26 protein-coding genes are annotated in these 25,418 nt (G+C 65.9%); 6 read left to right on the top strand and 20 right to left on the bottom strand.

Features of this window, described 5'->3' with window-relative positions:
• The first annotated feature begins 13 nt into the window (after positions 1 to 13).
• Positions 14 to 1,846 carry a glycoside hydrolase family 15 protein gene (locus ACFC4D_RS13370; RefSeq protein WP_376063014.1) on the top strand — a complete coding sequence of 611 codons (1,833 nt, stop codon included), beginning with the start codon at positions 14 to 16 and terminating at the stop codon, positions 1,844 to 1,846.
• Positions 1,847 to 1,871: 25 nt separating this feature from the next.
• Here ACFC4D_RS13370 and ACFC4D_RS13365 read toward each other — a convergent pair whose 3' ends face one another.
• The 12 genes from ACFC4D_RS13365 to ACFC4D_RS13310 all read right to left on the bottom strand — a co-directional run bounded on the left by ACFC4D_RS13365 (position 1,872) and on the right by ACFC4D_RS13310 (position 13,945).
• A complete protein-coding gene (locus ACFC4D_RS13365; protein ID WP_376063013.1) occupies positions 1,872 to 3,110 on the bottom strand; it encodes a DUF1254 domain-containing protein in 1,239 nt (412 codons plus the stop codon).
• 95 nt (positions 3,111 to 3,205) lie between these two features.
• Positions 3,206 to 3,730 (bottom strand): GNAT family N-acetyltransferase, encoded by a 525-nt coding sequence (locus ACFC4D_RS13360; protein WP_376063012.1) that lies wholly within the window; start codon positions 3,728 to 3,730, stop codon positions 3,206 to 3,208.
• Positions 3,727 to 4,707, bottom strand: coding sequence for an ABC transporter substrate-binding protein (locus ACFC4D_RS13355; RefSeq protein WP_376063011.1), 981 nt, complete (start codon positions 4,705 to 4,707; stop codon positions 3,727 to 3,729). Before ACFC4D_RS13355 ends, ACFC4D_RS13360 begins: the two co-directional genes overlap by 4 nt.
• A gap of 34 nt (positions 4,708 to 4,741) precedes the next feature.
• Positions 4,742 to 5,821 (bottom strand): FecCD family ABC transporter permease, encoded by a 1,080-nt coding sequence (locus ACFC4D_RS13350; protein WP_376063010.1) that lies wholly within the window; start codon positions 5,819 to 5,821, stop codon positions 4,742 to 4,744.
• Positions 5,821 to 6,669 (bottom strand): ABC transporter ATP-binding protein, encoded by an 849-nt coding sequence (locus ACFC4D_RS13345; RefSeq protein WP_376063009.1) that lies wholly within the window; start codon positions 6,667 to 6,669, stop codon positions 5,821 to 5,823. Before ACFC4D_RS13345 ends, ACFC4D_RS13350 begins: the two co-directional genes overlap by 1 nt.
• A gap of 55 nt (positions 6,670 to 6,724) precedes the next feature.
• On the bottom strand, positions 6,725 to 7,573 hold the full coding sequence (locus tag ACFC4D_RS13340) for a hypothetical protein (RefSeq protein WP_376063007.1): 849 nt from the start codon (positions 7,571 to 7,573) through the stop codon (positions 6,725 to 6,727).
• On the bottom strand, positions 7,570 to 8,415 hold the full coding sequence (locus tag ACFC4D_RS13335) for a class I SAM-dependent methyltransferase (RefSeq protein ID WP_376063006.1): 846 nt from the start codon (positions 8,413 to 8,415) through the stop codon (positions 7,570 to 7,572). The genes ACFC4D_RS13340 and ACFC4D_RS13335 overlap by 4 nt, the downstream gene beginning before the upstream one ends.
• Positions 8,412 to 9,716 carry an MFS transporter gene (locus ACFC4D_RS13330; RefSeq protein ID WP_376063004.1) on the bottom strand — a complete coding sequence of 435 codons (1,305 nt, stop codon included), beginning with the start codon at positions 9,714 to 9,716 and terminating at the stop codon, positions 8,412 to 8,414. Before ACFC4D_RS13330 ends, ACFC4D_RS13335 begins: the two co-directional genes overlap by 4 nt.
• The gene (locus tag ACFC4D_RS13325) at positions 9,713 to 10,756 is read right to left on the bottom strand and encodes an enolase C-terminal domain-like protein (RefSeq protein WP_376063003.1); all 1,044 of its coding nucleotides are present in this window, start codon (positions 10,754 to 10,756) and stop codon (positions 9,713 to 9,715) included. The genes ACFC4D_RS13330 and ACFC4D_RS13325 overlap by 4 nt, the downstream gene beginning before the upstream one ends.
• On the bottom strand, positions 10,753 to 11,811 hold the full coding sequence (locus tag ACFC4D_RS13320) for a pyridoxal-phosphate dependent enzyme (protein ID WP_376063002.1): 1,059 nt from the start codon (positions 11,809 to 11,811) through the stop codon (positions 10,753 to 10,755). Before ACFC4D_RS13320 ends, ACFC4D_RS13325 begins: the two co-directional genes overlap by 4 nt.
• Positions 11,811 to 12,683, bottom strand: a complete 873-nt coding sequence (locus ACFC4D_RS13315; RefSeq protein ID WP_376063000.1) for a hypothetical protein — start codon at positions 12,681 to 12,683, stop codon at positions 11,811 to 11,813. Before ACFC4D_RS13315 ends, ACFC4D_RS13320 begins: the two co-directional genes overlap by 1 nt.
• Positions 12,680 to 13,945 carry an ATP-grasp domain-containing protein gene (locus ACFC4D_RS13310; RefSeq protein ID WP_376062998.1) on the bottom strand — a complete coding sequence of 422 codons (1,266 nt, stop codon included), beginning with the start codon at positions 13,943 to 13,945 and terminating at the stop codon, positions 12,680 to 12,682. The genes ACFC4D_RS13315 and ACFC4D_RS13310 overlap by 4 nt, the downstream gene beginning before the upstream one ends.
• 171 nt (positions 13,946 to 14,116) lie before the next feature.
• On the opposite strand from ACFC4D_RS13310, the gene ACFC4D_RS13305 reads away from it, so the two are divergent.
• Together ACFC4D_RS13305 and ACFC4D_RS13300 are read left to right on the top strand one after the other, a co-directional pair.
• Positions 14,117 to 14,818, top strand: a complete 702-nt coding sequence (locus tag ACFC4D_RS13305) for a hypothetical protein (RefSeq protein WP_376062997.1) — start codon at positions 14,117 to 14,119, stop codon at positions 14,816 to 14,818.
• Positions 14,819 to 15,047: 229 nt separating this feature from the next.
• Positions 15,048 to 16,769: a hypothetical protein gene (locus ACFC4D_RS13300; protein ID WP_376062996.1), complete on the top strand. Its 1,722-nt coding sequence runs from the start codon at positions 15,048 to 15,050 to the stop codon at positions 16,767 to 16,769.
• Positions 16,770 to 16,836: 67 nt separating this feature from the next.
• Here the strand turns inward: ACFC4D_RS13300 and ACFC4D_RS13295 are convergent, their stop codons facing one another.
• The 3 genes from ACFC4D_RS13295 to ACFC4D_RS13285 all read right to left on the bottom strand — a co-directional run bounded on the left by ACFC4D_RS13295 (position 16,837) and on the right by ACFC4D_RS13285 (position 20,533).
• Positions 16,837 to 17,316 (bottom strand): GNAT family N-acetyltransferase, encoded by a 480-nt coding sequence (locus tag ACFC4D_RS13295; protein ID WP_376062995.1) that lies wholly within the window; start codon positions 17,314 to 17,316, stop codon positions 16,837 to 16,839.
• Between the two features lie 125 nt (positions 17,317 to 17,441).
• Complete coding sequence (locus tag ACFC4D_RS13290; RefSeq protein ID WP_376062994.1) at positions 17,442 to 19,058, bottom strand: amidohydrolase; 1,617 nt, start codon at positions 19,056 to 19,058, stop codon at positions 17,442 to 17,444.
• On the bottom strand, positions 19,055 to 20,533 hold the full coding sequence (locus ACFC4D_RS13285) for an APC family permease (RefSeq protein WP_376062993.1): 1,479 nt from the start codon (positions 20,531 to 20,533) through the stop codon (positions 19,055 to 19,057). Before ACFC4D_RS13285 ends, ACFC4D_RS13290 begins: the two co-directional genes overlap by 4 nt.
• Positions 20,534 to 20,702: 169 nt before the next feature.
• Between ACFC4D_RS13285 and ACFC4D_RS13280 the strand changes: the two genes are divergently transcribed.
• A complete protein-coding gene (locus ACFC4D_RS13280; protein WP_376062991.1) occupies positions 20,703 to 21,344 on the top strand; it encodes a TetR/AcrR family transcriptional regulator C-terminal domain-containing protein in 642 nt (213 codons plus the stop codon).
• An 18-nt stretch (positions 21,345 to 21,362) separates the two neighbouring features.
• On the opposite strand, the gene ACFC4D_RS13275 is transcribed toward ACFC4D_RS13280, so the two are convergent.
• A complete protein-coding gene (locus ACFC4D_RS13275; RefSeq protein WP_376062989.1) occupies positions 21,363 to 21,740 on the bottom strand; it encodes a GFA family protein in 378 nt (125 codons plus the stop codon).
• 171 nt (positions 21,741 to 21,911) lie between these two features.
• Here ACFC4D_RS13275 and ACFC4D_RS13270 point away from each other — a divergent pair, with 171 nt between their 5' ends.
• Positions 21,912 to 22,328 carry a PASTA domain-containing protein gene (locus tag ACFC4D_RS13270; RefSeq protein WP_376062987.1) on the top strand — a complete coding sequence of 139 codons (417 nt, stop codon included), beginning with the start codon at positions 21,912 to 21,914 and terminating at the stop codon, positions 22,326 to 22,328.
• Between the two features lie 132 nt (positions 22,329 to 22,460).
• On the opposite strand, the gene ACFC4D_RS13265 is transcribed toward ACFC4D_RS13270, so the two are convergent.
• Together ACFC4D_RS13265 and ACFC4D_RS13260 are read right to left on the bottom strand one after the other, a co-directional pair.
• On the bottom strand, positions 22,461 to 22,829 hold the full coding sequence (locus ACFC4D_RS13265) for a VOC family protein (protein WP_376063658.1): 369 nt from the start codon (positions 22,827 to 22,829) through the stop codon (positions 22,461 to 22,463).
• On the bottom strand, positions 22,829 to 23,197 hold the full coding sequence (locus ACFC4D_RS13260; RefSeq protein WP_376062986.1) for a PCC domain-containing protein: 369 nt from the start codon (positions 23,195 to 23,197) through the stop codon (positions 22,829 to 22,831). Before ACFC4D_RS13260 ends, ACFC4D_RS13265 begins: the two co-directional genes overlap by 1 nt.
• 137 nt (positions 23,198 to 23,334) lie before the next feature.
• Here ACFC4D_RS13260 and ACFC4D_RS13255 point away from each other — a divergent pair, with 137 nt between their 5' ends.
• Positions 23,335 to 24,033, top strand: coding sequence for a cysteine hydrolase family protein (locus ACFC4D_RS13255; RefSeq protein WP_376062984.1), 699 nt, complete (start codon positions 23,335 to 23,337; stop codon positions 24,031 to 24,033).
• 23 nt (positions 24,034 to 24,056) lie between these two features.
• Here the strand turns inward: ACFC4D_RS13255 and ACFC4D_RS13250 are convergent, their stop codons facing one another.
• On the bottom strand, positions 24,057 to 24,491 hold the full coding sequence (locus tag ACFC4D_RS13250; RefSeq protein ID WP_376062982.1) for a YdeI/OmpD-associated family protein: 435 nt from the start codon (positions 24,489 to 24,491) through the stop codon (positions 24,057 to 24,059).
• A gap of 123 nt (positions 24,492 to 24,614) precedes the next feature.
• Positions 24,615 to 25,385: a MerR family transcriptional regulator gene (locus ACFC4D_RS13245; RefSeq protein ID WP_376062980.1), complete on the bottom strand. Its 771-nt coding sequence runs from the start codon at positions 25,383 to 25,385 to the stop codon at positions 24,615 to 24,617.
• Positions 25,386 to 25,418 lie beyond the last annotated feature (33 nt).

The following is a 25,418-nucleotide window of genomic DNA, read 5'->3' as shown; positions in this document are numbered from 1 at the left end:
GAGGAGCCGAATCATGACCCGCTACCCCGCCATCGCCGACCACGGCCTGATCGGCGATCTGCACACCGCCGCGCTGGTCTCCACCGACGGCACCATCGACTGGTTCTGCTGCCCCCGTTTCGATTCCCCGAGCGTGTTCGGATCGCTGCTGGATCAGCAGCGCGGCGGCCACTGCCGGATCCGGCCCGCACAGCGGCCTTTTCGCACCCAGCAGATGTACTTCCCGGATACCGCCATTCTGATCACCCGCTTCATGACCGATATCGGCACCGGCGAGGTGATCGACTTCATGCCGCCCGCGGGCCGCGACAGCACCGAGACCCATCGCATCGTCCGCATGCTGCGGTGCGTGCGCGGACGCATCACCTTCGAGATCGACGTCGCCCCGCGCTTCGACTACGGGCGGCGCTCCCACGCCACCCAGATCACCCCGGACGGAGCGGTTTTCGATGCCGGTGACACCGCCCTGACCCTGCATGCGGTGCGCGAACCCGAGGACCCGCGGCTGGCGCAGGTGCAGATCTCCGAGGACAACGCGCTGCACGGTCTGCTGCCGTTGCGGGCCGGGCAGGTGCGCGGGTTCGTGCTCGAATCCGGTGTCGCGCGCAGACCACAACCGATTCGCGTCGCGGAGGTGGAGCGGATGTTCGACGATGTGGTCCGCTTCTGGCACACCTGGGTATCGCATTCGACCTATCGCGGCCGGTGGCGCGAGATCGTGCACCGCTCCGCGATCACGCTCAAGCTGCTGACCTACGCCCCGACCGGTGCGATCGTCGCAGCCCCGACCGCCGGGCTACCGGAACAGCTTGGCGGCGAACGCAATTGGGACTACCGATACACGTGGATACGGGATGCCTCATTCTCGGTCTCGGCACTGCTGGGGCTGGGCTTCACCGTTGAGGCCACCGACTACGCCACCTGGCTGCGCGGGCGCTATCAGAACAAGGACAGCCGCCTGGAAATCATGTACCGGGTCGATGGTTCGGCGGATTTGAAAGAGGAGACCCTCGCGCATTGGGAGGGCTATCGCGGCTCGCGCCCGGTCCGTATCGGCAATGACGCCTCGGGGCAGCTCCAACTCGATATCTACGGCGAACTGCTGGACAGCATCGACGCCGCCGACCGGCGCGGGTTGCGGATCGGCCATCAGGGCTGGCAGCGCGTCACCGAACTACTGGATTGGCTGGTCGACAATTGGGATCAGCCAGAGGAAGGCATCTGGGAAACCCGCGGCGGCAGAGCCGATTTCACCTACGGCCGCCTGATGAGCTGGGTCGCCTTCGACCGCGGCATCCGCCTGGCCGAACGCCACAGCCTCCCCGGCCCCATCGACTCCTGGCGCGAACAGCGCAACCGCATCGATGAACAGATATGGGATCGCGGCTGGAACGAACACCGCCACGCCTTCGTCCAACGCTACGACTCCGAGGTCCTCGACGCCGCGCTCTTGCGCATGGCCCAGGTCGGTTTCATCGCACCCCGCGACCCCATGTGGCTGTCCACCCTCTCGGGCATCCGCCGCGAACTGGTCACCGACAGCCTGGTGCACCGCTACGACCCCAGCGCCTCCCCCGACGGGCTCGCGGGCTCGGAGGGCACCTTCTCGCTGTGCACCTTCGACTACGTCAACGCCCTGGCCCGCGCGGGCAACCTCATCCAAGCCCGCGTGGTCTTCGAGAAAATGCTCACCTACGCCAACCACCTCGGGCTGTACGCGGAGGAAATCGCCCTCACCGGAGAGCAACTGGGCAACTTCCCCCAGGCTTTCACCCACCTGTCCCTCATCGACGCGGCCCTGACATTGGATAGGGCGATGGATGCAAGCCCGCAACCGGTGGGCTGATTCTCGCTATTCCGTCCCGCAGTGGCTACGGCGTGAACTCCGGGACCTGATAGTCGCCATCGCGGACGGCTTGGCTCGGGCCGTACATGCGCAGGATGAGGTAGCAGTCCTTCTCGGGGATGGGCAGGTAGTTGGGGTCATCGAAGTGCGCCGAGGCGTCCGAGCCGAGTTCGAGGGTGTAATAGCCCTCGGAGTCGGGTGAGAGGGTACGGTCGCCTCGGCTGTGGCGGTTGATGTCGTTGTGGGCCATGAGCCGGTTATCACTGCCGTAAACGGTGAACGACCAGAATTCGCTGACCGGCGGCGGCAGGAACCGCGCGCGATAGGTCTTGCCTCCGGAGCCGTTGATGGGCAGTCCGTCGGTGCCGGTGTCGATCTTCAGATATACCGATTCGACCGGGGGAAGTCCCCATTGGCCGAGGAAGGTACCGATGGCGAAAGTCTCCCGGGGGGTGTTCTGCAGATCCGCGCGGGTGCCCAGGAGCTGTTCGCTGTCGGTCATCCGGGGTGCCAGCTCACGAATGCGGGCCAGGCCCAGGCGCTCGCCGGTTTCGGCGGCGGCGCGCTGTTCTGCGGTGAAATCGGTTGCGCCGGGCGCTAATCCGATATCGCGATACCGTGCCAGCCAGTCGGCATCGGCGGTGGCCATGGCACCGAGCGACAGCGCGAAGCAGACGCGTTCGAGCCATGTGGTCGAGTCGGGATCGGGATATTCGCGCACGATGGGGTCCGGTCGAGAGCCGCCCAGAAACTCCGACAGAGTCTGGATGGTCCACCGGTCTTGCAGCGCGCGGGCAGCGGCGAGGTCGTCACTGCCGACGGTCATGATGCGACCCATGACCTTGATCAGGTCCGATTCCGAGCGCACAACCTGTTCAATGCCCTCGGGCTCCGCGCCGTCCCAGGCGCTACCCGCGAACAGGAACCGCCCGCCTTTCGTGCCACGAGTGCGGGATCCGATCATGGCGTTGGTGTAATGCCCCAGATCCATGGTGTGCAGGATCCAATAGCGGCCGGGATCGAAGTCCGGAATGGTGACCACGACCGGTTCCGCGCCCACATCGAACCACCCTTGCAGGTGCAGGGTGTCATTGTTGATGGTCGGATGCGCGGTATAGGTGTCATCAGCCAGATCGCGCAGCAACTGGAACTCGTTGAGCGGCGTGCCGGGCGCGATTGTCGTCTCGTAGAGGAACTTGTAGGCCTCGTCGATCGAGTACCCGTACAGGTACGCATCGCGGGCAAGGTCGTCGGTTATCTCCACGCGATTACCTCCGGACATAGTGGATTCGCTCCAACGCCAGCAATCATCAGGCTAATATCAAATACGTCGTTCGTTCGCTATTAACAGCCGAGAAATCAACGCAGCGGGATCTCCAGGTGGACAGTCTGGAATTGACGACGCGGATCACGGTCGTCGAGGACGATGGTGCCCAGAGACGTCCAGAAGTCCAGCGCGCCTGGCGAATTCGCGTCCGTGTGCAGGTAGAGGCGGTCGAACACCTCGGTTCCGCGCACGAACTCGATAGCACGGTGGACCAGTTCGGTAGCGAGGCCGTGGCGGCGATGGTCCGGGCGAACATAGACGCGAAAGAGCTGCGCTGTGGTGTGGTCCGGATAGCGGGCGGTGAGCCAGGCCGGATGCGGGGGTGTGCGCGGCCCACGGGCGCGAATGGCCGTGGTGGCGACCACTCGGCCGTCGTGCTCGGCTATCCAGAGTCGCTGATGCGGATGGCTTAGGTACACACGGGCGGGATCGATGACGTCGTCGTGGTGTTCGGGTAGGTAGCCGTAGCCGAGGTCGGTGTAGAAGGTGTCGAGCATGACGCTGCGCGCGCCGGGCATGTCCTTCGGCAGGGCCGCACGGATGAGGTAGTCGCTCATCGCAGAGCTCCGAGCTTGGCCGACAGCACTTCGAGCCCTTCCACGGCGACCGGGCCGGGGCCGGTGTAGCCGAACGGGACGGCGATGATGCGGTCGTCGCGAATCGCACTGAGCGAGGCCAGTTCCGGGCGATTGCGCAGGGCCTGACGCACCGAGTCCGGAGTCTGATCGCCCTGGGTGAGGGCGATGATCACCTCGGGGTTGCGGGCGATGAGGGTTTCGGTGCTCGCCTCGAAATTGCGTTTGGCGACATCACCGAAGATGTTGTCCAGGCCCAGCATTCCCATCTGGGTGTGCACGGTGCTGGTGCTGCCGTAGGCGCTCAGCGTCGCGCCGTCGCGGGAGAGGATGAGCGCGGCGGCGGGCCGGGTGGGGGTGCCGGGGCGGTGTTTGTCCGCAACGGTGGAGACGCGGCCGCGTAGGGCTGACACGGTGTCGTCAGCCTGCTTCGCGGTGCCGAAAAGCCTTCCGTACAGCGCGATGTCGGCGAAGATGTCGTCGTAAGTACCGGCGGCGTTCTTGCAGTAGCCACGGGTCACCAGCAGCGGGATACCGGCGGTGGACAGATCCTCGGGTTTGATGGCCGCGCCTTCGAAGCTGACGACCAGGTCAGGAGTACGGGCGATGATCTGCTCGCGCGCGAGATCGGCTGTAGGAGTAATCATTTCAGCATGCGTGAGCGCGGGCGCGTATTCACCCGGGAACGGCGCGGTCTCGAAGGTCCGGGTGACGATGCGGTCGGCGGCCCCGGCGGCGGCGATGAGCGGCGCGGCGATCGAGCCGACGGTGACCACGCGGGCCGGCGGGCGTTCGAAACGTACGTCCCGGCCGCAACTGGAGATGGTGAGCGGGAACCCACCGTCGGAGGGCTGCGCGTTCTCCGATGCCGGTGCGCCGCACGAGGTCAGGGCGAGCACCGCCGCGAGCGCGACCGGAATGATCGACAGCGCCCGGCCGAGCGGGGTGGAGACAGACATGATTGCAGGTTTCCTATCGGGTAGTTCGAATGGTTCAGGCAACCGGCTCGCGGAAGCGCCGGACCAGGACCAGCAGTAGCGGTGCGCCGACGACCGCGGTCACGATGCCCAGCGGTATTTCCCTGGGCGCGAACGCGGTTCGCGCCACGACGTCGGCGATGACCAGGAAGATCGCACCCAGCAGGGCGGACACCGGAATCAGCCGCCGGTGCGCGCTCCCAGCCGCGAGTCGCGCCGCGTGCGGCACGATCAGGCCGACGAAACCGATGGCACCGGCGACCGCGACCACCGCGCCGATACACAGCGACACCACCGCCAGTGCCGCGACCCGCCACCGGGTCGGCGCGAAGCCGAGGGTCCGGGCGGTGTCATCGCCCACGGCGAGCGCGTCGAATCGGGTGGCCATGAGGAACAGCACGAGGGTGCAGCCGCACACCGCCGCCGCCGTGGCCACGACGGCGGGCCAGGCCGCCGATCCGAGGGAGCCGAGCAGCCAGAACAGCACCGCGCGAGCGCCTTCCGGCGAATCGGAGGCGAAAATCAGAAAGCTGGTCGCGGCCGAGAAGATGTAGCCGATGGTCACCCCGCCCAGCAGCAGGCGCAGCGAGGTCAATTGCCCATTGCTGCGGGCCACCGCGAACAGCAGCGCGGTCGCACAGAGCGCACCGGCGAAGGCGCTCGCGGCGAGCATCCCGCCCACGCCCACGCCGAACAGCAGCGAGAGCGCCGCACCGGTCGAGGCTCCCGAGGTGACCCCGAGAATGTGCGGATCCGCCAGCACATTTCGCACCACGGTCTGTAGGACCGCACCGCTGACGGCGAGCCCGGCACCCACGAGCGCGCCCAGCAGCACCCGGGGTACCCGTACCCGCCAGACGATGGCGTCCTGAGCCGCCGTCCAATCCCCCACGGCCGCAAGGCCGAAGGTGTGATGGCCGACAATGCGCGCCACGGTCGACGGGGGCACCGCCACGGGTCCGATACCGCAGGCGCACACCACCACGGCCAAGAGTGCGGCCGTCAACCCGGCGATCCAGGCTGCGGTGATCCAGCGGCGGCGTGCATGCCCGAGGTCATCCGGCGGCGCGTGGGCCGCCGACTGCGTGAGGGTCATCACGACACCTGCTGTCCCGCAGTTGCATTCGCGTGATCGACCGGTGCCGAACTGTCCTCGCCCGGCGACTCATCGCTGCGGGCATCGTCCCGGTCGCTCGGACCGAAGAGGAGCTGGGTCGCGCCGAAGGCCGAGCAACGCTGTACCCGAACGCCGTAGACGGGCTCGAGTATCCGCGGGGTCAGCACATCGTCCACCGCTCCGGCTGCCACCACGCGCCCGCTGTCGAGCAGGACAATGCGGTCGCAATAGCGGGCGGCGAGGTTCAGATCGTGCAGGACGATCACGGTGGTGGCGGCGAGTTCGGCGAGCAGACTGAGCAATTCGTGCTGATAGTGGATATCGAGGTGGTTGGTCGGCTCGTCCAGGAGTAGGTGATCCGCCTGCTGTGCCAGAGCACGGGCGATGAGCACGCGTTGACGTTCCCCGCCGGACAGGGTGGCGAAGGCGCGCTCGGCGAGCTCACGCGCACCGACCCGGTGCAGGGCCGCCGCCGCGACCTGGTGATCGGCCTGGGAGTAGCCGCGTACCGGTCCCGCCCAGGGCGCACGCCCGAGCATGACCATGTCGGTCACGGTGAGCGGAGTCTGCACGTGGTTCTCCTGGGTGACGACGGCCAACCGCGCGGCGAGTTGCCTACCGCGCAAATCCGATACCGGCGTCCCGTCGATGAGGACGGTTCCGGTGCGAGGCCGCAGGGCGCGGTAGATCACCCGCAGCAGGGTCGATTTCCCGGAGCCGTTGGGCCCGATCAACCCGACGGTCGATCCGGTCTCCGCGACCAGTCCGACCCCCGACAGTGCGAACGATCCGTCATAGCCGAAGCTCACCTCGTGGGCGCTGATCATCGGGCGCGCACCCCCGCGAAGTCCGGCGGGCCGGGCCGCCAGCTGCGGTGCACACTCACCGTGGTCGCGTAGTCGGCGGAAATACGCTGTGCCTCGGCGAGTTTGCCTCGATAGTCCGGTCGTCGTCGGCGAGCAGAATGCCGGTGGTGGTACCGCTGTGCGCGATCACCACTCCCAGCGCGCCCATGCGCCGGGCCGCGGTGCGCGCCATATCCAGGTGCGGGCGTTCGCGCAGCACCGAGTTCATCAGCGCGCTGCGGGTGGCGACCTCGCCGATGCCTCGGTGATCGCGCCGTGCCACCGCTTCGGCGAGGGCGGTGAGCAGACGCGAGTACTCACGCTTGTCCGCGGAGGTGAAAGGCTTGGCGTGCCGGTTGAATTCGATGGTGTCGAGTTGGCCACCTTCATCGGCGAGCACCACGGTCAGCGGCGGTAGCTGGGGCAGGCGGGTCAGCAGGCGCACCTCGCGGTGATAGAACGCCACCGCGCCGGGATACATGACCCCGTCCGACGGTTCGATGCTGCGCAGCAGGTCCTCGATATCGGCGGCCCCGATGCGGCGACCCGCCGCGTCCGCGATGGCGCGCGCGGTGGCAACCAGATCGGCGGTCGAGCTGGCCAGGCCCTTGCCTTCGGCGAGTTCGCTGACGATGGTCAAGCGCCCGCCGCATCGGCTGCCGGAGCGTTCCAGCATCAGTTCGGCCAGGGTGCGCGATTTGGTCTTGTGCGGTGGGATGGTCTCGATATTCGCTTGGGCCGCTAGGGGTTCGAAGACCGCGACCGATCCCTGCCGAATGGGCAGTGTGACCAGGAAGTCGCGATTGTCGGTGGCGGTCACGCCCTGCAGCAGTTCACCACAGCTGCCGAAGGCGCTGCCCACGCCGATCCGGGCCGGTCCGTTCACCGTGTCCCGGATCGATCCGGGCGGCGAGCCACCACATGCAGGCGATCACCGGTCAGATCGGTGCGGCGCGCGCCGTCACCGGGCCAGGCGGGTTCGGTGAGCGGGCCGGGGGCATCGAATAGCTCGAGCGTCTCGAATCCGCTGCTGTGCAATAGATATCGCAATTCCTCGGGGAACAGCAATCGCCACGCGGTGTCCTGGGATACGGGACCGCCTCCGGCCCAGGTCCATTCCCGTCGCCGCCGCAGCAGCTGGGCGGGCAGGTCGAGCGACAGCGTGGTTCGGGAGGTGTAAGCCACTCCCTCCCAATCGATTTCACGTACCGATACGGTGTCCAGCAGCTCGCGCCGCCCGCGATCGGTGAGCAGGAAAGCGCCATTGCGCATTTCGAGTATCAGCAATCCGCCCGGCCGCAGGCAGTGCGCGAAACGGCTGAGCGCGGCGGCCACGTCGACACTGGAATGCAGGTGCAGCAGTGTGCTGCCCAGGCAGGTGAGGACATCGACCGGCGCGGGAGTCTCCACCAGGCGAGCATCGCCCACCCGGAAGTCGATGCCGGGGTATTTCGTGCGTGCGTAGTCGGCCATGCGCGGCGAAATATCCACCGCCGACACCGCGTAACCCAATTCGGCCAGACGCGCCGCATCACGACCGGTGCCGGATCCGATATCGAGCACTCGCGGCGCGGCGGTTCCGGAGCCGTCGCCGAATTCGGTGACCAGATCGTGGACGAAGCGCGCATTGCGCTCGCCGGTGTCGGGGAAAGTTCGTTCGTACAGGGCCGGATTGTCGGTGAGCAGGTTCTCGGTGGCGAGCACCGGCCCGGCGATGGGACTGGTCATCGGGAGCCTCGGTTTTCGGGTTCGGGGAGTGCCTCGTCCGCGACAGACGCGGCGGCCGAGGCGGTTTCGGGTAGGTGGCCGCCGCGATAGAGGGCGGTCACCGCGAGAGCGGCGGCGAATCCGGTTCCGGCGCACAGCACGGCGGGCCACCATGCGAGCGGTCCTCCGCTGTGATCGACCGCCACACCGACCAGTGAGGTCAGGCAGACGGTGTACACGCCGGATATGAGATAGAAAGCGCCGAAGTAGGTTCCGGTGAGGCGCTCGCCGCCGAAAGCGGCGATCAGTTCGTTGACGAAGGGCTGCACGATCATCACGCCGATCGTGAGTACGACCACGGCCGCGAGGATCGGCGTCATTCGCAGCGTGACGCCGACGATTCCGCCTCCGGCCTCGGAGTCGAGCAACGGTGCGGAAAGCGGTGGAATCACGAAAGCCGCGCCCATGACGGCCATTCCGGTAGCCATCGCGGGTCCGCGTTCACCACCGGCGATGCGCTGGGTGATCCGAACCTGCAGGAGCAGGATCACCGCGGTATCGACCAGGAACAATGCGGCGACCGCCGCGGTCGCGTGTGGACCGGCCACCTCGCGCGCCTGCAGTGTCAGGATGAAATAGCTCTGGCTCTGCAATGCGAACATGCCCGCCAGCGCCGCCGCGAAGCCCCAGAAAGCTGTGTGGGCGAGTAGATTTCGGAAGTCGCGCAGGACGCCGTGATCGGCACGGGGTACCAGGCGGGCCGGGAGTAGCACCAACTGGGCCATGGTGAGCGCGAGGAAAATGCCCGCCGCCACCCCTGCGGTGAGCCGGAAACCCATGGCCACCAGGACAGTTCCGGCCAGCGGACCCAGCGCCGATCCGACATTGCCGAAGACGTTGAACAGCGCGAAGGCCGAGGCGGAACGCTCGGCGCTGTCGCGGGCGATATAGGCCCGCACGGCCGGATTGAACAGCGCCCCGGCGAACCCGGTCAGCACCGAGGCGAGCAGCACCACCGCCAGCGATCCGCCGACGGCGAACAGCGCGAATCCGAGAGCGCGGATGGCCGCGCCCACGATGATCACCCCGCGCGCACCCAGTCGGTCCGAGATCGCTCCACCCACCAGGAACAGGCCCTGCTGGCTGAGATTGCGTACCCCGAGCACCACACCCACCACCGCCGCGGACAACCGCACATCGGTCAGCAGGTATCCGGCCAGGAAGGGCATGAGCATGTAGAACCCGGTATTGCCCGCCAACTGGTTCACCAGCAGCAGTCGCACCGAGAGCGGGAAGGACCGGAACAGGCGCAGGGTGTTCACGAGTCGCCTCGGTACCGGATGCCGAGTCCGGGGTCGGACGGGCGGTGCAGGTAACCGTCCTCTCCGCCGAGGCCCTGCCACGGGTCCCGGGCCAGGAGCAGGTGCCCGTCCAGGTCGATCCATCGCGCCGCCGCGCTCAGATGCGCCGCGGCGGCGATGCTCAGGGAGGTCGAGGCTTGGCAACCGAGCATCACCTCGACACCGTGCCCGCGCGCCCACTCGATCATCGATAGCGCCGCGTCCAGTCCGCCGCATTCGGCGAGCTTGATATTGATGCCGCCCAGACCATCGGGCAGGGCATCCAGATCGGTCCTGGTCCCGGCGTCCTCATCCGCGATGATCGGGATGGGCACCGATTTCGCCACTGCGGCAAGCTGATCGGGGCGACCGGCGGGGACCGGCTGTTCTACCGCGGCGATGCCGAACTCGGTGAGTTCGCTCAGGACAGCGATCGCGGTATCGGCATCCCAGGCACCATTGGGGTCGAGCAGCAGCTCGGACTCCGGCGCGACCGCGCGGATCGCGGCGACTCGCTCGATATCCTCGGCCGGGTCACCCGCGCCGAGCTTGACTTTGAGAGTGGTGAATCCCTTGTGCGCCAACCGTTCCGCGGTCCGCGCCGCCTCCCCGGCGGCAACGATGCCGATGGTGTAGGCCGTCGGCACCCGATCCCACCGCGGCGTACCCAGCACTTCGTACAGCGACATTCCCGCCTCGATGGCGAGCCAGTCGTGCACCGCCGCGTCGACGGCGGCTGCGACCGGCAGCGCATGCGCCAGCCGTTTCCGCAGTTCGGGCAATCGCTCGCGCAGCCCGCCCGGGTGCGGTTCGGCCCCGATCCAGGCGGTGACGGTCCGCAGCGACTGCTCGATCGCCGGAACATCCAAGGCCAGCCGAGGGCTGGTCACTACTTCACCACGACCGTGGATATCGTTGTGCGACAACCGCACCCACACCGCGTCGCGTTCACTCATCGCCGCGCGCGAAATGCGCAGCGGCTCCGCCAGGGTGAGCCGCCGCACCCGATGATCCAGCCTCATACCGGCACCGCCGCGGCCGGATCGCGGACCATACGACAGCGCGCCCAGCCGCTGACCTCGACCTGCCCGGGATCCGCGATTTCCACCGGCCGCATCGCGGCAGGAGCGAAAAGCCCACGCGTGGTGCACCATTCGTCGTCATAGATGGTGCGCAGGTAGCGGTGCGGGCCATCCGGGAACACGGTCAGCACCCGAGCGCCGGGTTCGCGGCGCGCCGCCCATCCTGCGACCAAAGCCGCCGCGCCGGTGCTCCAGCCACCCGCGAGACAGGTGCGCGCGGCGACCGCGCGGCAGGACGCGACCGCTTCGACCGGACCCACCCAGTGCACCTCGTCATAGTCCGGATACACCACATTGCGCGGCAGGATGCTGCTGCCCAGTCCGCGCATGACGCGCTGGCGGGCGGGCTGGCCGAAGATTCGCGACCCGACCGAATCGACGCCGATGACCCGCAGTTCGGGCCAGCGTCGGCGCAGTACGCGCGTGAGTCCCGCACAGTGCCCGCCGGATCCGACGGTCGCCACCAGTACATCCACGCGATCTAGCTGGTCAGTGATCTCGCGCGCCATCTCCGCGTAGCCCGCGGCGTTGTCGGGATTGTTGTACTGATCGGGCCAGTACGCGCCCGGCACGGCAGCCAGGACCTGCGCCAGCCGGTCCAGGCGCGCCTGCTGCCAGCCGCCCTCGGGATGCTGGTGTTCGACCACCTCGAGGCGAACCCCGAAGGCGGTGAACAGGGCACGCATATCGGATTCGATCTCGTTGTCCACGACCAGGATCACCGGGTGCCCGAGTGCCCGAGCGGCCAGGGCGAGGCCCACACCCAGTGTGCCGCTGGTGGATTCGACCACCGGTGCGCCGGGTGTGAGTTCGCCGCGCGCGGTCGCACCGGCGAGCATGGCGACGGCCGCGCGGGCCTTCATACCGCCGATCCCGGCGGATTCGATCTTGGCGTGGAAGCCGGTGTGGCCGTGCGCGTCAGCGGGTATCCACGCCAGTGGCGTATCACCGATCAGCGGCAGCAACCCCCGCTCACCGGATGCGGTCCACGACATCAGAACTCCCCGCCACGGTAGTGATAGTGCGTGCTGGGACCGCCGTCGAGGGAGAAGAACGGGTAGGGTTCGGCCGCCACCGCGGTCAATCCGGGTGCGCCGAGGAACCAGGGCAGCACCGCGCTGCCGGTCTGGGCGAACATGACCATCGGAATGGCCCGTCGGCGTGCCTGTTCCAGGAGGTCGTCGAAACTGTTGTTACCCAGGCACATCCCGGTGACGAGCAGTGCGTCGTAGGGCGTGGTGGCGGCATCGGGTCGGGTGAGCACCGGTTCATCCCATTCGGTGACCCCGCCCGCCAAATCGCACGGGATGTAGTCGATTCCGCGCTCGCGCAACTGTGCCAGAAGGGAATTCACCACACCGATCACCAGTACCGTGCGTGTTCGCGCGGGCAGCAGGTCGATCACACCGGCGGCACGATGCTGAGACTTCTCGAGTGATGACACTCCGGCCACCAGCTGCGATTCACCTCGCACTCCCCCGGCGTCGGGGTGCGGGCGAGCGTGTGCGAGGTAAGCGTCCAACGCGGCGATCCGCACGGTACGGCTCGGATGGTCCAGCAGTTCGGCGATGCTCGACCCGACGCAGTCCTCAACCGCGTCCGTGTGATCGGCGCGCTCGCCGGGTTCGAAGGCGCACGAGCCGACACCCGCGCCGACGCGCAGACTCAGAATTTCATTGCGGTACTTCTGATTCCGGCCCAGGTGACGGGTGCTGTGCAGGGTGATGAAGGCGCTTGCCACGGTGACCGCGGCGGGATCGGGACCCACTCGCCCCTGCCGAACCCAGGAGATCAACTCCGGCACCGAGTATGGCCGACTGTGCGTATCGACGCCGGTGGCGAGTTCGGTGACCGTGCGGTCGATCATCGCGAAACCTCGACCCGGTCGTATCCGACCCGGAGCGAATCGATCAGTGTTCGCGCATAGTCCCCTGCCGCCCCGCGCTTTTCGTCAACGACCATGACGTGCGCGAGGTAGCCGTTGTTGTTGTGCGCGGCCTCGACTCGCTTGCCCGGCATGGCGATGTCGTAGTCCACGATCCGCGGGTCCAGCGGCCAGTCCTGCGCGCCGGTGATGCCGTCGAGCACACCGCTTTCCTGCGGAACGAGGAAAGCTATTGCGGCACTGCCCACTCCGGTGGGCCGTGCGCTCAACTCCGGTTCGCGGCCCAGGGCCAGGTCCGCGCAGACCGCGGCCAGGTCGATGCCGGTCACCCGGCGCACCAGTTCGGTGACGCGATTGCCCGCCGGCCGCGGGTTCACCTCGACCAGTCGCGGACCGCTCGCGGTCAGCTTGATCTCGGTGTGCGCCACCGTATTGTCCAGTCCCAGAGCGGCAATGGCAGCGCAGGCTACATCGCCGATCCGAGTCGCCAAGTCGGGCTCGAGAGCCGCCGGGAACATATGTCCGGCCTCGATGAAGAACGGCGCACCGATCACCTGCTTGTCGGTGATTCCGATAACCGCGGTTTCGCCACCGAAAGTGACTGTCTCCACGCTGAATTCGGGTCCGTTGAGACACTCCTCCACCAGCACCTGGGCGGCGCGGGACTGCCCACGGGCGTTCACCGGAAATCCGGCGATCTCCGCGACCGCCGCGCGCAACTCGTCGGCGGTGTGCACGCGGCGCACGAACATGCCACCGCACAGATCGACCGGTTTCACCACCACCGGATAGCCGATTCGCTCGGCGGCCTCGACCAGGTCGGCGGGGTCGCTTCCGAGCGTGAACTCGGGACCGGGAACCCCTGCGGCACCGCAGATTCGGCGCGTACGCGCTTTGTCGCAGGCCGCCGCCATGGCTTCCCTGCTCGCCCCGGGTAATCCCAGTTCCGCGGCAACCGCGGCCACCGTCGGCAGGTAGTAGTCACAGGAGGACACCACGCCGTCGAACTCCAGCGCATCGTGCAGCCGCCGCACCCACGGCAGCAGCGCCACCTCGTCATTCGTCTCGGCCGCAACGATATTCGCGGCTCCGAGCAGTGGATGCCCCGTATTCGGCGCCGCTCGCAGGTAGTGCTGCAGGTCGCGGGTCAGAAAGCTGAACCGATCTCCACGCTCGCGAATCGCCTGCGGCAGCAGCGTACTCATCGATCCGACCCAACTCTCGATCATCAGCAGATGTCCCACTCGGTCTCCCTCACCCTGGCGTCAGGCCGCTAATGATAACGATTGTCATTATGCTTGTAAACCCGTAGGCTCGCCCACCGCCGGGGTTCGACCGAATGGCCAGCGAGCCAAGTCCGATGCGGTCACCCGTGCGCAATCCACCACACCCGATGAGGAATTCGAGGTACATCGATGGGATATTCCGCCCACCGTCCCGTGCTGTCCACAGCACTACTGCTGACCGCCGCCTGCGTCACCGCCGCGACGGTCAATGCCACCCCCGCAACCGCCGAATCGCCGGTCAACTACACCGCGACCGTCAGCGACACGAGCACGACCATTCGCACCGACGGCGGTTCATTGAGCGCCGACAACGGCACCTTCACGATCAGAGCGACCGACGGCACCGTACTGGGCGGCACCGAACTAGCCTTCCGTGTAGACGATTTCGTCTTTCCCATAGCCGCGCAGGTCACCGACCGCACAGCCACCCTGACACCACAGTTCGACCTGGCACACGCGGTCTACCGCCCGGTCGCTCTGCCCTTCGAGAACTCCGCGCCGTGGAAATCCGAGTACGACCGTGAACAGGCCGCCTGGAGCCGCATGACCAGCACCATCAGCATGGGCGCCACGATCGGCACTCTGGTGGGCGGCATCGGCGGCGCCGCCATCGGCTGCCTCATCGGCGGCGCGGCGGGGGCCACCCTCACCGGCGCTCTCACCGCCATGTTCGGGGCCCTCCCCGGCGCTCTCGTCGGCTGCATCGCGGGCACCGCCGCCATCGGCTTCCTCGGCACCCTCGCCGGCCAACTCTTCGTCACAGCCCCCACCGCGATCCTCGCCGCCGCGCAATACTTCACCACGATCACTTCCCCTTACCCGGGGAAATAGACCGATGCCCTGAGGTCGATCTCGACCTCAGGGCCGCATATCCGTTGTGGCCGTTGCGGTGTCGCCAATCGTCAACATCCTGGCGGCTGGGGTCGTAGGCCGGTCCGCTCGGGGTCCATACGGTTGATGAAGCAATCCATACGGTTCGGCATGGGTGATCGAGCGGAACGGCGGCGACCTGCTTCGGGGAGCCGCCGTTCGGTGGATTCCAGATCGGCAGGGGATAGATATGACGACTATGCGCCGCGTATTCACCCGGATCGCTATCGCCGCAGTAGCGATGGTTGTGGTGTTCGGTGGGGCGAATCCCGCTGCGGCCGAGCCGTATCCGGCTCCACAACCACCCGATCCCACCTATCCGTTCGCCGAGGTCCTGCAATTGCTGACCGGCACCGAGCACGACCTGTCGATGCCGGGGGCATTGGATTATTGGCTCCGTTCGGCCGCGCTCGTGAATCTGGCCAATGCCGGGCTGCCGTTCCAAGATCTGCTGCGACCGGAGACGTGGTCGGGTCCCGATGCCGCGCAACGGCAATTGGTGGCGGCGCAGAAGATCATCGACGGCGTACTGCACCTGCCACCCCTCGGGCTGGCCGCGCCGGTGAACCCGGCGTACGTCCCGAACTGGAGCCACGACGGCAATTTCACCAACAACGTCACCGACGCGGTCCTCGAGGACGACTACGAGAATCCTGACGCACAGGAGGCGAAGTTCCGCTATCCGTGCGTCCAGCCCAACGCGGATGTCCTGTTCGAGAACACCGAGGGCGTATGCGTGCCGGGCACCGCACCCGGCGAGGTATTCAAACTCGGAACCGTCAAGAAATTCCAGGTCGTCAACAATCGCGGGATCAAACTCGGCGCGAAGATCTTCTTCCCCGAGGGGGCCGAGGACTCGTCGGAGAAATTCCCGGTGACCGTCATGCTCCCGGGCGCGGCCGAAAAGCAGTCCGACGTCAACAGATACACGCTCAGCGCGGTGCGCGAAGGCTTCATCGGAATCTCACTCGCCTACTCGGGCAATGCCGCGGGGACCGGGGGCACCATCGCCGATGTCTACTTCCCCCAGCTGAAGAATCCGCACCTGAACTTCCCCGGCTCGGCCCGCGACATCCAGGACTTCATGCGCTGGCTCAACCGCGCCCCGATCGCGCCGATCGTCGATCTGAACGGCGACGAACTCGGCAATCTGGCACGCGGTGAGATTCCACGACTTCAGCGCTACAACCCCGCCTACGCTCCAGCTGGGGACAACGAACTCAACCCGTGGGCCGACCGAATGGACCTCGACCACGTCAACCTGTGGGGTCAGTCCTTCGGCTCGGGCGGTATCACCAGCTACGGCTTCTGGCAGGGCCTCGGGCAGGGGTTCGATGGCAATCCCCTGCCCAAAGTGAGTTCGATCGTGGGATTGTCCGGATTCTCCTACACCACAGCCGATATCCCGATCCAACTGCAAACTGCCGACTTCGACATCCCGGTGCCCAACGGCTACCTGATCACACCCCAGCCCAACGGCCTCGCCGATGTCACCGACGGCCCGATCGGGGTCAAGGAGTACTACGACAACCTCCGCCGGGAGGCACACGGCAACAGTCCGTTGATGTTCCTGACCTACGAGGGCGGCACCCACACCGACTCGTTCAATCTGTTCGGCATCCCCTACAACGTGAAATCGGCTTACCTGTCGACCACCTCGGCGATCAATTGGTTCCAGTGCTACGGCCGCGCCGACACCGACGAGGGTGCGTGCGCGGCTCTCCGCGAGCCGATCGCCGGAATGTCCCGGGCCTTCGCCACCGAATACTCCCCGGACGGCCCCGCCGGCCCGAGCCTGTGCGTGACCCTCCCCGACCGCGCGACCTTGATCCAGGCGCTCTACCGCCCGGCAGACTTCAGCCAGAACAACTGGGGCCCTGCGAAATACGACTGCACCCCGCAGCAGCGCTAGCCGGAAGCTCTCACAGCCGTTAAGACGCTGTCCGGAAGCCCCGGGACCTGCCCTTCCGAGGTGCGGGTCAGGGCGTCGGGTTCAGAGTCATCGACCTCAGCATGCGCCGTTCGCCGGGGTCGTCAGGCGAAGGGCCCGCATCGGCGAATCCGTGTCGTTGATACAGGAGGATCGCGGCCTGATTGTCGACCTTCACCGATAAGCCGACTGGTCGGCCTACGGCCCAGCGCAGGACCGCATTGACTGCCGCGTCGGCGACACCTCTCCCGCGGGCGAGCGGTGCGACCCACATCGATATCAGTTCGACCGGGCCGTCGTCGGCAATGTTATAGGCGCTGACCATGCCTGACGGAATCCCGCACCACCGGACGATCACATTGAACGGAACGTCGGTCAGCCGCGCACGCCACCGCGGTTCGGTGTCGCCAGGGCCGGTCCACTCGACGAGTGTCGAGCCGAATGCTGCCGGTGCGTCCGTCAGTGCCTCCTGGCGGAGCTGACGCCATATCCTCCAGTCATCGGGTCGAAGCACCTGCACCTCTATCACGCCGCCCCCTAACGTTGCCGAATCTGCTCGTGCCGCTGAACATGTCGCGGAATTCGACAATATCCACTGCCCGGTATCCAGACAGCATCGAGCTTTCGGAGCAGTCCAGCAACGGCGGCGGTTCATCAGTTGTGGCGGTGGGTGATTCGGCCGCTGTTCACCGTCAGGGCGATGGGGGCGTCGGCGAGTTCGTCCGGTGGGGCCTGGAGGGGGTCGACGGTGAAGGCGGTGAGGTCGGCGCGCATGCCTACTGCGATGCGGCCGGTCAGGGCGGATTGGCCTGCGGCGGTGGCGGCGTGGGTGGTGTAGCCCTCGAGGGCCATCAGGGCGGAGAGGGATTGTTTGGGGCAGACCGGTTCTATATCGGGGTGGCCTGCGGGGCGGCGAAGTTGGGCGTCGGCGAGGATGGCGCGCGGATCGTACGGGGCCACAGGCCAATCCGAGCCGAGGGCCAGGGTGCCGCCGTTGTCTCGGATGTCGCGGGTGCGGAAGGCGCGGGCGGCGCGTTCGGGGCCCAGGCGGGTGGACCAGTTGTCGGTGTGGTCGGCTCGGGTGTAGTGGGTGCAGTGGGTGGGTTGCATGCTGGCTACGACGTTGTGTTCGGCGAAGCGGTGGACCAGGTCGTCGGGGAGGGTTTCGATGTGTTCGATGCGGTGCCGGGCACCGTTGGGCGGGAGGGCCGCGCGGGAGAGGGTGTCGAGGGCGTAGCGGACTCCGGCGTCGCCGATGGCGTGGGTGACGATGGGGACGCCGTGTTGGGCCAGATACAGTGCGGCGCGGCGGTATTCGGCCGGTTCGGGCCAGAAGGGGGCGGTGGATTCGCCGTGGGTGTCGGGCTCGTCGAGCCAGGCGGTGCCGCCGTCGATGGTGCCGTCCATCATGAATTTCACGCCGTCTACTCGCCAGCGGCGGCCGCGGGTGGATTGGAGTTCGATGATGTGATCCAGGGTCGCGCGGTCGCTTCCGGGGAGGCAGAAGGGGGCGAAGCGCAGGTGAATGGGGAGGTCGCGGTCGGATTCGAGGTCGAACATCAGGTCGCTGCTGTCGCCTTCGAAATCCATGGCGTTGGCGGCGGTGATGCCTACCGCGGCCATGCCATCGAGGATGGCGCGCAGACGAATTCGGCGCGATTGGGTGGATTCGCGGGGCAGGATTTCGCGGACCAGGGCCATTGCGGCGGGTTCGAGCAGATGTCCGGTGGGGGTGCCGGTTTCGTCACAGACGATGCGGGAGTGCTGTACGAACTCTCGCGGGCCGGTGATGCCCGCGCGGCGCAGGGCTTCAGGGGTCACCAATGCCGAATGGGCGTCGAACATTTCGATGAATACGGGGATCGATGATCCGATCGTCTCCACGATGGGGGCGTGGGTGACCGGGAGGTCGCCGAATACGTTGGGGTCCAAGCCCCAGCCGCGCAGCCAGCCATCGCTGTCGATGGATTCGCGTGCCCTGCTGAGAGTTTCGCGTAGGGCATCGAGATCACGAACCCCGGACAGGTCAGTGCCGTAAGTCAGATTCAGGCCGGTGACCGGATGGATGTGACCGTCTATGAGTCCCGGTGTGAGAGTGGCGTTTCCGAGGTCGATGACTTCGGTGGAGCTGCCACGCCACGATCGGGTGTCGGCCTGATCGCCGACGGCGACGATATATCCATCGGAGATGGCCACCGAACGCACGACGGGACTTGCGCCGTCGAGGGTGTGAACTGTTGCGGCGGTGATGATCATATCGGCCGTTGTCATAGGGCTGTCTCCTTGCTTTCGAGGTTGGTTGGGGTCGTGGTGTCGCGGTCTTCGCCGAAACCACCGATGGCGGCATAGGCGGTGGGGCGGTATCTGCGGAACCAGACGGCGGCAGCCGCGCCGAGGATCATGACGAAGGGAACGACGCCGATGAGAATGGCGTTGGTGGTGCCGGTCGTGGCGGTCGGCAGGTTGATGTACCAGATCACCAGGAACAGAGCGATGCCGAGAGCTATCGCTCCGAGTGAGGCGGCGATGACCCCGACACGCTCGACCGAGACGGCCTTCTTATTGACGAAGTACGCCACCACGGCGATAGCCGTAAGCGCCTGCAGGGCAATCACTCCCACGATCCCCGGGGTATTGACGAAGATCAGCAGGCGGCGGTACGGATCAGCCTTGGCAATCGCGAAGCCGATCACGATGACCGCCGCCAGCACGGTTTGCAGCGCACCCGCCCGATTGGGCGACTTGAGCGTGGGATGGGTCCGGTCGAGCCATTTCGGCAGCACGCCATCGCGGGCCAGCGACAGCGTGTACCTGTTGATCGCATTGTGAAAGGCGATCTGCGAGGCCAGCGCACTGGTCACGATCAGCACGGACATCACATCCGAGGACCACACCCCGACGTACTGTTCGATCGCGGTGAAGAACAGTCCGGCGGTGTCCTGTTGTGCGGCCGCTTGGACATTCGCATCGCCGAACGCCTGCACGATCGACCATACGATGAAGCAGTAGAAAAGCGCCATGAACGCGACCGCGAAATACGTTGCGCGCGGGATGGTTCGGTCGGGATCACGGGCTTCGGCGCGATAGACGGCGGTCGATTCGAATCCCATGAACGCCGCGAAGGTGAAGGACAGCACCCCGGCCATACCGGGCGCGAAGGCCGCATCGGGGGTGAACGAAGTTAAGGTGATGCCGTTCGCGCCGCCCTTGAGGACCACCGATACAGCCAGTACCAGCAGGATCGCGGTTTCGGCGATCAGCAGTACGCCCAGGAATTTCGCGCCGACATCGACACCGCGACGGCCGACGAACCAAACGATCGCGATAGCGCTCAGGGCCAATATCGGCCAGTCGACATGGATGCCGAACAGCCGGTCAATGGCCGCTTGGGTTTGCACCGCCATCAGCCCGTACACGCCGATCTGAAGCGCGTTGTAGGACACCACCGCCAGCACTCCCGAGGCCAGACCGACGGTTTTCCCGAGGCCGAGGGTGATGTAGCTGTAGAACGCCCCTGCTCCCCCGATATGGCGGGTCATGGCCAGAAATCCGACCGCGAATACCGCGTAGATGACCCCGGCGGCCAGATAGGCGATGGGCGCGCCCGGCCCGGCAACGGCCAAGGCCAGCGGGGCCACCCCCGCCATGACGGTCAGCGGCGCTGCCGCGGCAATCACCATGAAGGCAATTCCGCTGGCCCCCAGGGCATTTCGTTTGAGACCGTCACCAGGACGGTCGGCAGCCATCGACTGATCGAGTGAAGACATAGGCGGGCGGCCTTCCAGAGTTCTCCGGGCGCGGACACCGGCACGAAGATTAATCGAATGTGATTCGATTAACTATGCTGAGGGACGACAACGGTCCCGTCAAGGCATCGCGGTAACTTCGTGGAAAACAGAAAGGTGGACCCGAGGCATGGCCAGACCGAAGACCCCGCGCCTGAACCGGGCGATGATCGTCGACGCGGCGCTGGAACTGGTCACCTCATCCAAGGGGCTGACCATGCCCGGACTGGCGGACACACTCGGGGTATCGGTGTCCTCGGTCTACCACCACGTCCGCAATCGGACCGAGCTGGTGGAACTGATCCGCGGCCGCATCGCGGGACGCGAATTCGTGAACGTCGACCGAAACGGCCCGTGGCGCACGGTCCTTGCCACCTGGCTGCGCGAATATCGCTCCGCGTTCAGCGCCTATCCCGAACTGGTGCGATTGTTGATCGGGCAGACAGTCTCCGCGCCGGAGGTGCTCGCACAGTACGAGTACATCGCCGGAGTCATCATCGACGCCGGTTTCCCCCGCGAAGAAGCACTCCCGGTGATCATGGTGTTCGACAGCTTCGCCCTGGGCTCGGCATTGGATCTGTCCGCACCGGACGTGATCTGGGCGACCGACGACACCAATCACCCCAACATGACCACCGCCATCGCCGCCGCACCCACCGAAGTGGTGGCACGCGCGGACGCCGCCTTCGAATACGGATTACGTTGCCTGCTCGACGGATTGGCGCTCCGACTCGGGGAAACACCCTCCGCCACAAGCACCTCGTATTCGTGAACCGCCACCTGTGACAGGTCAGTCCTGCGCGCCGACAATCGGCAACCACGGAACGGCATTGGGCCGAAAACTCTGCCGCTCGGGCACCAGCCCACCATGGTCATCGAGACTCATCATCGTGACACCGACCAACTCCGCATCACTATCATCCTGCGCGGCAACCGAACTCCCGCACACCCCGCAGAACCCGCGCTGAGAATCAGGGAAGGTGTTGTACCACACCGGCTCACCACCGGGCCCGGTCCACTCGAACCCGTCACGAGGAAAGTCCACCCACGACATCACCGGAGCGCCGGACAGTCGCTGACAATGCGGGCAACTGCACAGATGAGGAAACGACAACTCCCCCACTGCCCGGTACCTGATATTCCCGCACAAGCAACCACCGGAATGCATGGCGCACACCCTTTCGCATGATCGTCCCGAGGCAGACGCTGGTTCTTCTGATCCGGAAGAGATTCGATGACGAGGTACGGCCGAACCCTAGCAAGGTGGACCGACAGATCCCCCGGTGCGCTAGCCACTGAGCGGACCCTTGACGATCCGCTGACACTACCGAGTGTTCTCGTGGAAAATATGCTTGCATTCCAGGATCCAATTCCCAAGGGGGACTTAATGCCTGCAAGGCGTGCCATCGTTGGAGTGTTGCTTGGCGTGTTCACCATTGGCGCGACCGCGTGCGACAACTCCCCGAGAGAAGCACAAGCCTCGCCCACGTCGGCATCGACCATCGCCGAGAGGTGCCACGCGAAGGTTTGGCCGCAAGCCCTTCCTGATCTGCGAGGTGAGCGACTGGTTGACGCAGAACTTGGGGATGGCGTCTGCTTCGCGATTGATTCAGCGATCGGCCCTGACGGCACCAACGTACTAGACAAATCCAACAGCCCGATCTATCTCGTCATCGATCAATCTCCAGCGCCGGGCACGCTGGTCGGGGAACAACAGTCGATAACTCTGAGCGTCGCAGAGAGTAAGCCCAACTAGGACAGCGCCAGTCGGCCAATTCACACCGGTTCCGGATCGTGAGAACACCACGATCAGCGCTCCGATCGGATGACCGCATACACCTGCGTATGTGATCGGCCTGCTGCCGCAGACAGACTTGAAGAGCGGATCTCAGTCCCACACGGGTCTGTGAGCCAACAGGTTGGGGAATTCAGTTTGCAGCACACAAAATTCATTGCCCCACGGATCGCGAAGCACCCAGAAGTCATAGCCTCGTTCGCACTGATGATCGAAACGTTCGGCCCCGAGCGCCTCGAGGCGACAGACCTCGGCTTCAACGTCGTCGGTCTCGATATCGAGATGCATCCGTTCTTTCATCCGCTTTTCTTCCGGAGTTGCCTGTAGCAGCACCCGGATCTGCGAGTCAGGCAAGCGCAAGCGCCGGTATACATGGCGACTCTGCGGATTGACCGGCTCTTCGACCGCGTCGAGGGCACTGCCCCAAAAATCGGTAGCACGGTCGAGGTCGCTGACGTCAATTACAAAGTGGCACAGGCGACTACGGTGGCCCAGCTATCCCCCACCGGCAGCACATAGGCGCGGGCAAACCAGGTCCCAATTGTGGCCGCATGCACGTGACCTGCCACGGCTCGATCGCCCTGGATCGCGAAGGTGGCGTGCACGTGGACTTTGCCGTCTCGGATCTCTCCACTGCCGTGCATTTCGCCTGGTAGTCGATAGGTGCAAACGATGTCCTTGGTCGGGTCGTCGGCGGGCATCGTGGAGACGGTGAACTCATCGACGCCGCCGATCAGCGACACGATCGCAGCTTGGGTGATTCCGGCGGAGTTCGACTGGTGCTCAATGGATTCGATCATCTCGCCGGCGTCGATCGTGAAGATCAGCATGCTCGGCATGCTAGTCAGCAGGCAGCGTCACGGTGTGCGACTTCGGCTTGAAATGCCGATTCGGCGCGCTTGTGACGTGGACAGCGGATGATCGATAGGGCGACGCCGGTCGGTATTCGGGTGCGGAAAGGTGGGTCATGGCCGATCTCGCAGTGTTGATGATCGATGTACAGAACGGGTACATCGCCGAGGATCGTGTCCGGGATCTTTTGGGGTGGCCGCCGATCTGGCGGTTGAACGAAGTTGTCAGCGAATGCGCGGAACTGCTGGCTGCGGCGCGGTCGGCCGATGTACCGATCGTGTACTCACGGCAGACGGCCAGTCCGGCCGGGCTGCTGGCCGCCAATCCGCGGGCAGCCCATCATCAGAAGATTCGGGGCGCACGACTTCCGGCGTTGACTGCCGCCGAGCGCGAATGGCGTAGCCAGATCATGGATTTGGTTGCGCCCGCGCCTGGAGAATTGGTGCTCGACAAGACTCGGCACAGCTTCTTCACCTACACCGAACTCGATCCGATCCTGAGAAGCCTTGGTGTACAACGCCTTCTGGTGGCGGGGCTGCAAACCAACGTATGCGTGGAGGCGACCGTGCGCAGCGGTCTCGAACGCAACTATGAGATGGCCGTCGCCGAGGACGCCGTCTCCACCGACGGACCCGCCCTGCACCACGGCGCCCTCAATTCGATGCGCGTCCTCTACGTCGAAGTCGCACCCTGGCGTGAACTCATTGCCGAAGGCGCGCAATGGGATCGCGCGTTCACCACACCCAACTACGGCCGCGATCCTGCCTATTGGGACGAGAGAGCCGTGGCTGCTTTGGCTCAAACATCCGACTGAGAGGCAGGTTCGCCGCTCGGGCGTCAGCCCCGCAGGGTGGTGATGGCTTTCTCGATGCGGCGTTGGCGGGTTTCGGGCTTCTTCGCGCTCTCGATGGAGAGCACGTGCTCGCGCTTGCGACTGTGGGAGAGGCTGTCGTAGGCGGCACGGGCAACGGGGTCGGCGTCCAAGGCCGCGGTGAAATCCTCGGGTTCGACGACGACTCGGGGCTCGGTGTCGAGTTCCACCTCGACCTCGATCTGCTCGCCGATGTCGACGCCTGCGGCTTGCCGGTTGGCGTGGCTGAGGCCGATCAGGTGGCGGCCGCGCATGAGGGCGATCCGGCTCTTCCAGGAATGGCCATTGATCGTGATCGTCACCGGTGGTCGTGCGCCCTCGCCGAGCGCTTCCACCACCTCGGGCGGGACTTCCAGGCCGCGCATGGGCTCGGGTGGCTCGACCTCGGTCTTGAACTTCATCGTCGTCTCCTGTTGTTCCGCCGGGACCATCGCCGTGTTCGGCACTATATGCGCCGAAGTTCCGGACATTTCAGACAGGGCTGACCGGCACGCTGGAGCGTGCCGGTCAGCCTGCGAAATCGGTTATCCGCGTGCGGAATTCGCGGCCGTGATGAACGCGATCTGCGCGGGTGACGGGCCACAGACCTCGCCCTGGGTCGCATCGCCGGTGTACATCCGGGTCATGCTCTCGCGCAGCCCGTCGTCACCGCCGTGGAATTCCTCCAGCAAGCCCATCCACTGTGCCGCCAGCTGTTGAGCGCGCTCCGAGGTCGGGTCCATGCCCGCCTCGATCGCGGCATCGACCTGCGGAATCAGTTCGCTCCAGGCGGATTCGGCGCGCTGGATCTGCTGTTCACCGAGATCCTCCCGGCGCTGGGCAAGCTGCGCCAACTGCTCCGGGGTGAAGTACTGCTCGAGAATGTCGTCGACCATGACTGTCCTTCTGATCAATTCCAGGAAGCGATCCGCGGAGATGTGCGGGCGGTTCTGCGCGGTCGCGGCCAGCCTTGCCACCAGGGCGTGCAGTTCCTGTGTCGCGGCCAACTGCGCGGCCAGGTAATCGCGATGCGTTGCCAGCACCTGCGGCATCTCCACCGTGCCCGCGAGCACCTCGGCGATCCGATCCAGGCTCAGACCCAGCTGACGCAGGGCCAGCACCTGATACAGCCGCTCGACATCGGGCTCGGTATACAACCGGTGACCGGTACCGCTGCGTTCGGCCGGGCTCACCAGGCCGATGCGGTCGTAGTGGTGCAACGTCCGCACTGTCAATCCGGCCTCGGCCGCGAGTTCACCGACCTTCCACACCGTTTCGGTTTCCCGCACCTTCATCCCGCTTCCACTCGCTCCCATCGGCGCACTGTGCGCCGATATCGACGACGCTAT

Source organism: Nocardia sp. NPDC056000, from assembly GCF_042269265.1.
In the GTDB taxonomy this organism is placed as follows: domain Bacteria; phylum Actinomycetota; class Actinomycetes; order Mycobacteriales; family Mycobacteriaceae; genus Nocardia.
This window is presented reverse-complemented; position numbering and strand designations above follow the sequence as displayed.

What these genes read in the sequence shown, in the direction of transcription:
- ACFC4D_RS13360 (WP_376063012.1), bottom strand. Translation starts at nt 3,730, where the DNA reads ATGAGCGACTACCTCATCCGTGCGGCCCTGCCGAAGGACATGCCCGGC.
- ACFC4D_RS13315 (WP_376063000.1), bottom strand. Translation starts at nt 12,683, where the DNA reads ATGATCGACCGCACGGTCACCGAACTCGCCACCGGCGTCGATACGCAC.
- ACFC4D_RS13260 (WP_376062986.1), bottom strand. Translation starts at nt 23,197, where the DNA reads ATGCTGATCTTCACGATCGACGCCGGCGAGATGATCGAATCCATTGAG.
- ACFC4D_RS13320 (WP_376063002.1), bottom strand. Translation starts at nt 11,811, where the DNA reads ATGTCGTGGACCGCATCCGGTGAGCGGGGGTTGCTGCCGCTGATCGGT.
- ACFC4D_RS13280 (WP_376062991.1), top strand. Translation starts at nt 20,703, where the DNA reads ATGGCCAGACCGAAGACCCCGCGCCTGAACCGGGCGATGATCGTCGAC.
- ACFC4D_RS13370 (WP_376063014.1), top strand. Translation starts at nt 14, where the DNA reads ATGACCCGCTACCCCGCCATCGCCGACCACGGCCTGATCGGCGATCTG.
- ACFC4D_RS13350 (WP_376063010.1), bottom strand. Translation starts at nt 5,821, where the DNA reads ATGACCCTCACGCAGTCGGCGGCCCACGCGCCGCCGGATGACCTCGGG.
- ACFC4D_RS13285 (WP_376062993.1), bottom strand. Translation starts at nt 20,533, where the DNA reads ATGGCTGCCGACCGTCCTGGTGACGGTCTCAAACGAAATGCCCTGGGG.
- ACFC4D_RS13355 (WP_376063011.1), bottom strand. Translation starts at nt 4,707, where the DNA reads ATGTCTGTCTCCACCCCGCTCGGCCGGGCGCTGTCGATCATTCCGGTC.
- ACFC4D_RS13325 (WP_376063003.1), bottom strand. Translation starts at nt 10,756, where the DNA reads ATGAGGCTGGATCATCGGGTGCGGCGGCTCACCCTGGCGGAGCCGCTG.
- ACFC4D_RS13305 (WP_376062997.1), top strand. Translation starts at nt 14,117, where the DNA reads ATGGGATATTCCGCCCACCGTCCCGTGCTGTCCACAGCACTACTGCTG.
- ACFC4D_RS13250 (WP_376062982.1), bottom strand. Translation starts at nt 24,491, where the DNA reads ATGAAGTTCAAGACCGAGGTCGAGCCACCCGAGCCCATGCGCGGCCTG.
- ACFC4D_RS13335 (WP_376063006.1), bottom strand. Translation starts at nt 8,415, where the DNA reads ATGACCAGTCCCATCGCCGGGCCGGTGCTCGCCACCGAGAACCTGCTC.
- ACFC4D_RS13345 (WP_376063009.1), bottom strand. Translation starts at nt 6,669, where the DNA reads ATGATCAGCGCCCACGAGGTGAGCTTCGGCTATGACGGATCGTTCGCA.
- ACFC4D_RS13290 (WP_376062994.1), bottom strand. Translation starts at nt 19,058, where the DNA reads ATGACAACGGCCGATATGATCATCACCGCCGCAACAGTTCACACCCTC.
- ACFC4D_RS13245 (WP_376062980.1), bottom strand. Translation starts at nt 25,385, where the DNA reads ATGGGAGCGAGTGGAAGCGGGATGAAGGTGCGGGAAACCGAAACGGTG.
- ACFC4D_RS13275 (WP_376062989.1), bottom strand. Translation starts at nt 21,740, where the DNA reads ATGCATTCCGGTGGTTGCTTGTGCGGGAATATCAGGTACCGGGCAGTG.
- ACFC4D_RS13255 (WP_376062984.1), top strand. Translation starts at nt 23,335, where the DNA reads ATGGCCGATCTCGCAGTGTTGATGATCGATGTACAGAACGGGTACATC.
- ACFC4D_RS13300 (WP_376062996.1), top strand. Translation starts at nt 15,048, where the DNA reads ATGACGACTATGCGCCGCGTATTCACCCGGATCGCTATCGCCGCAGTA.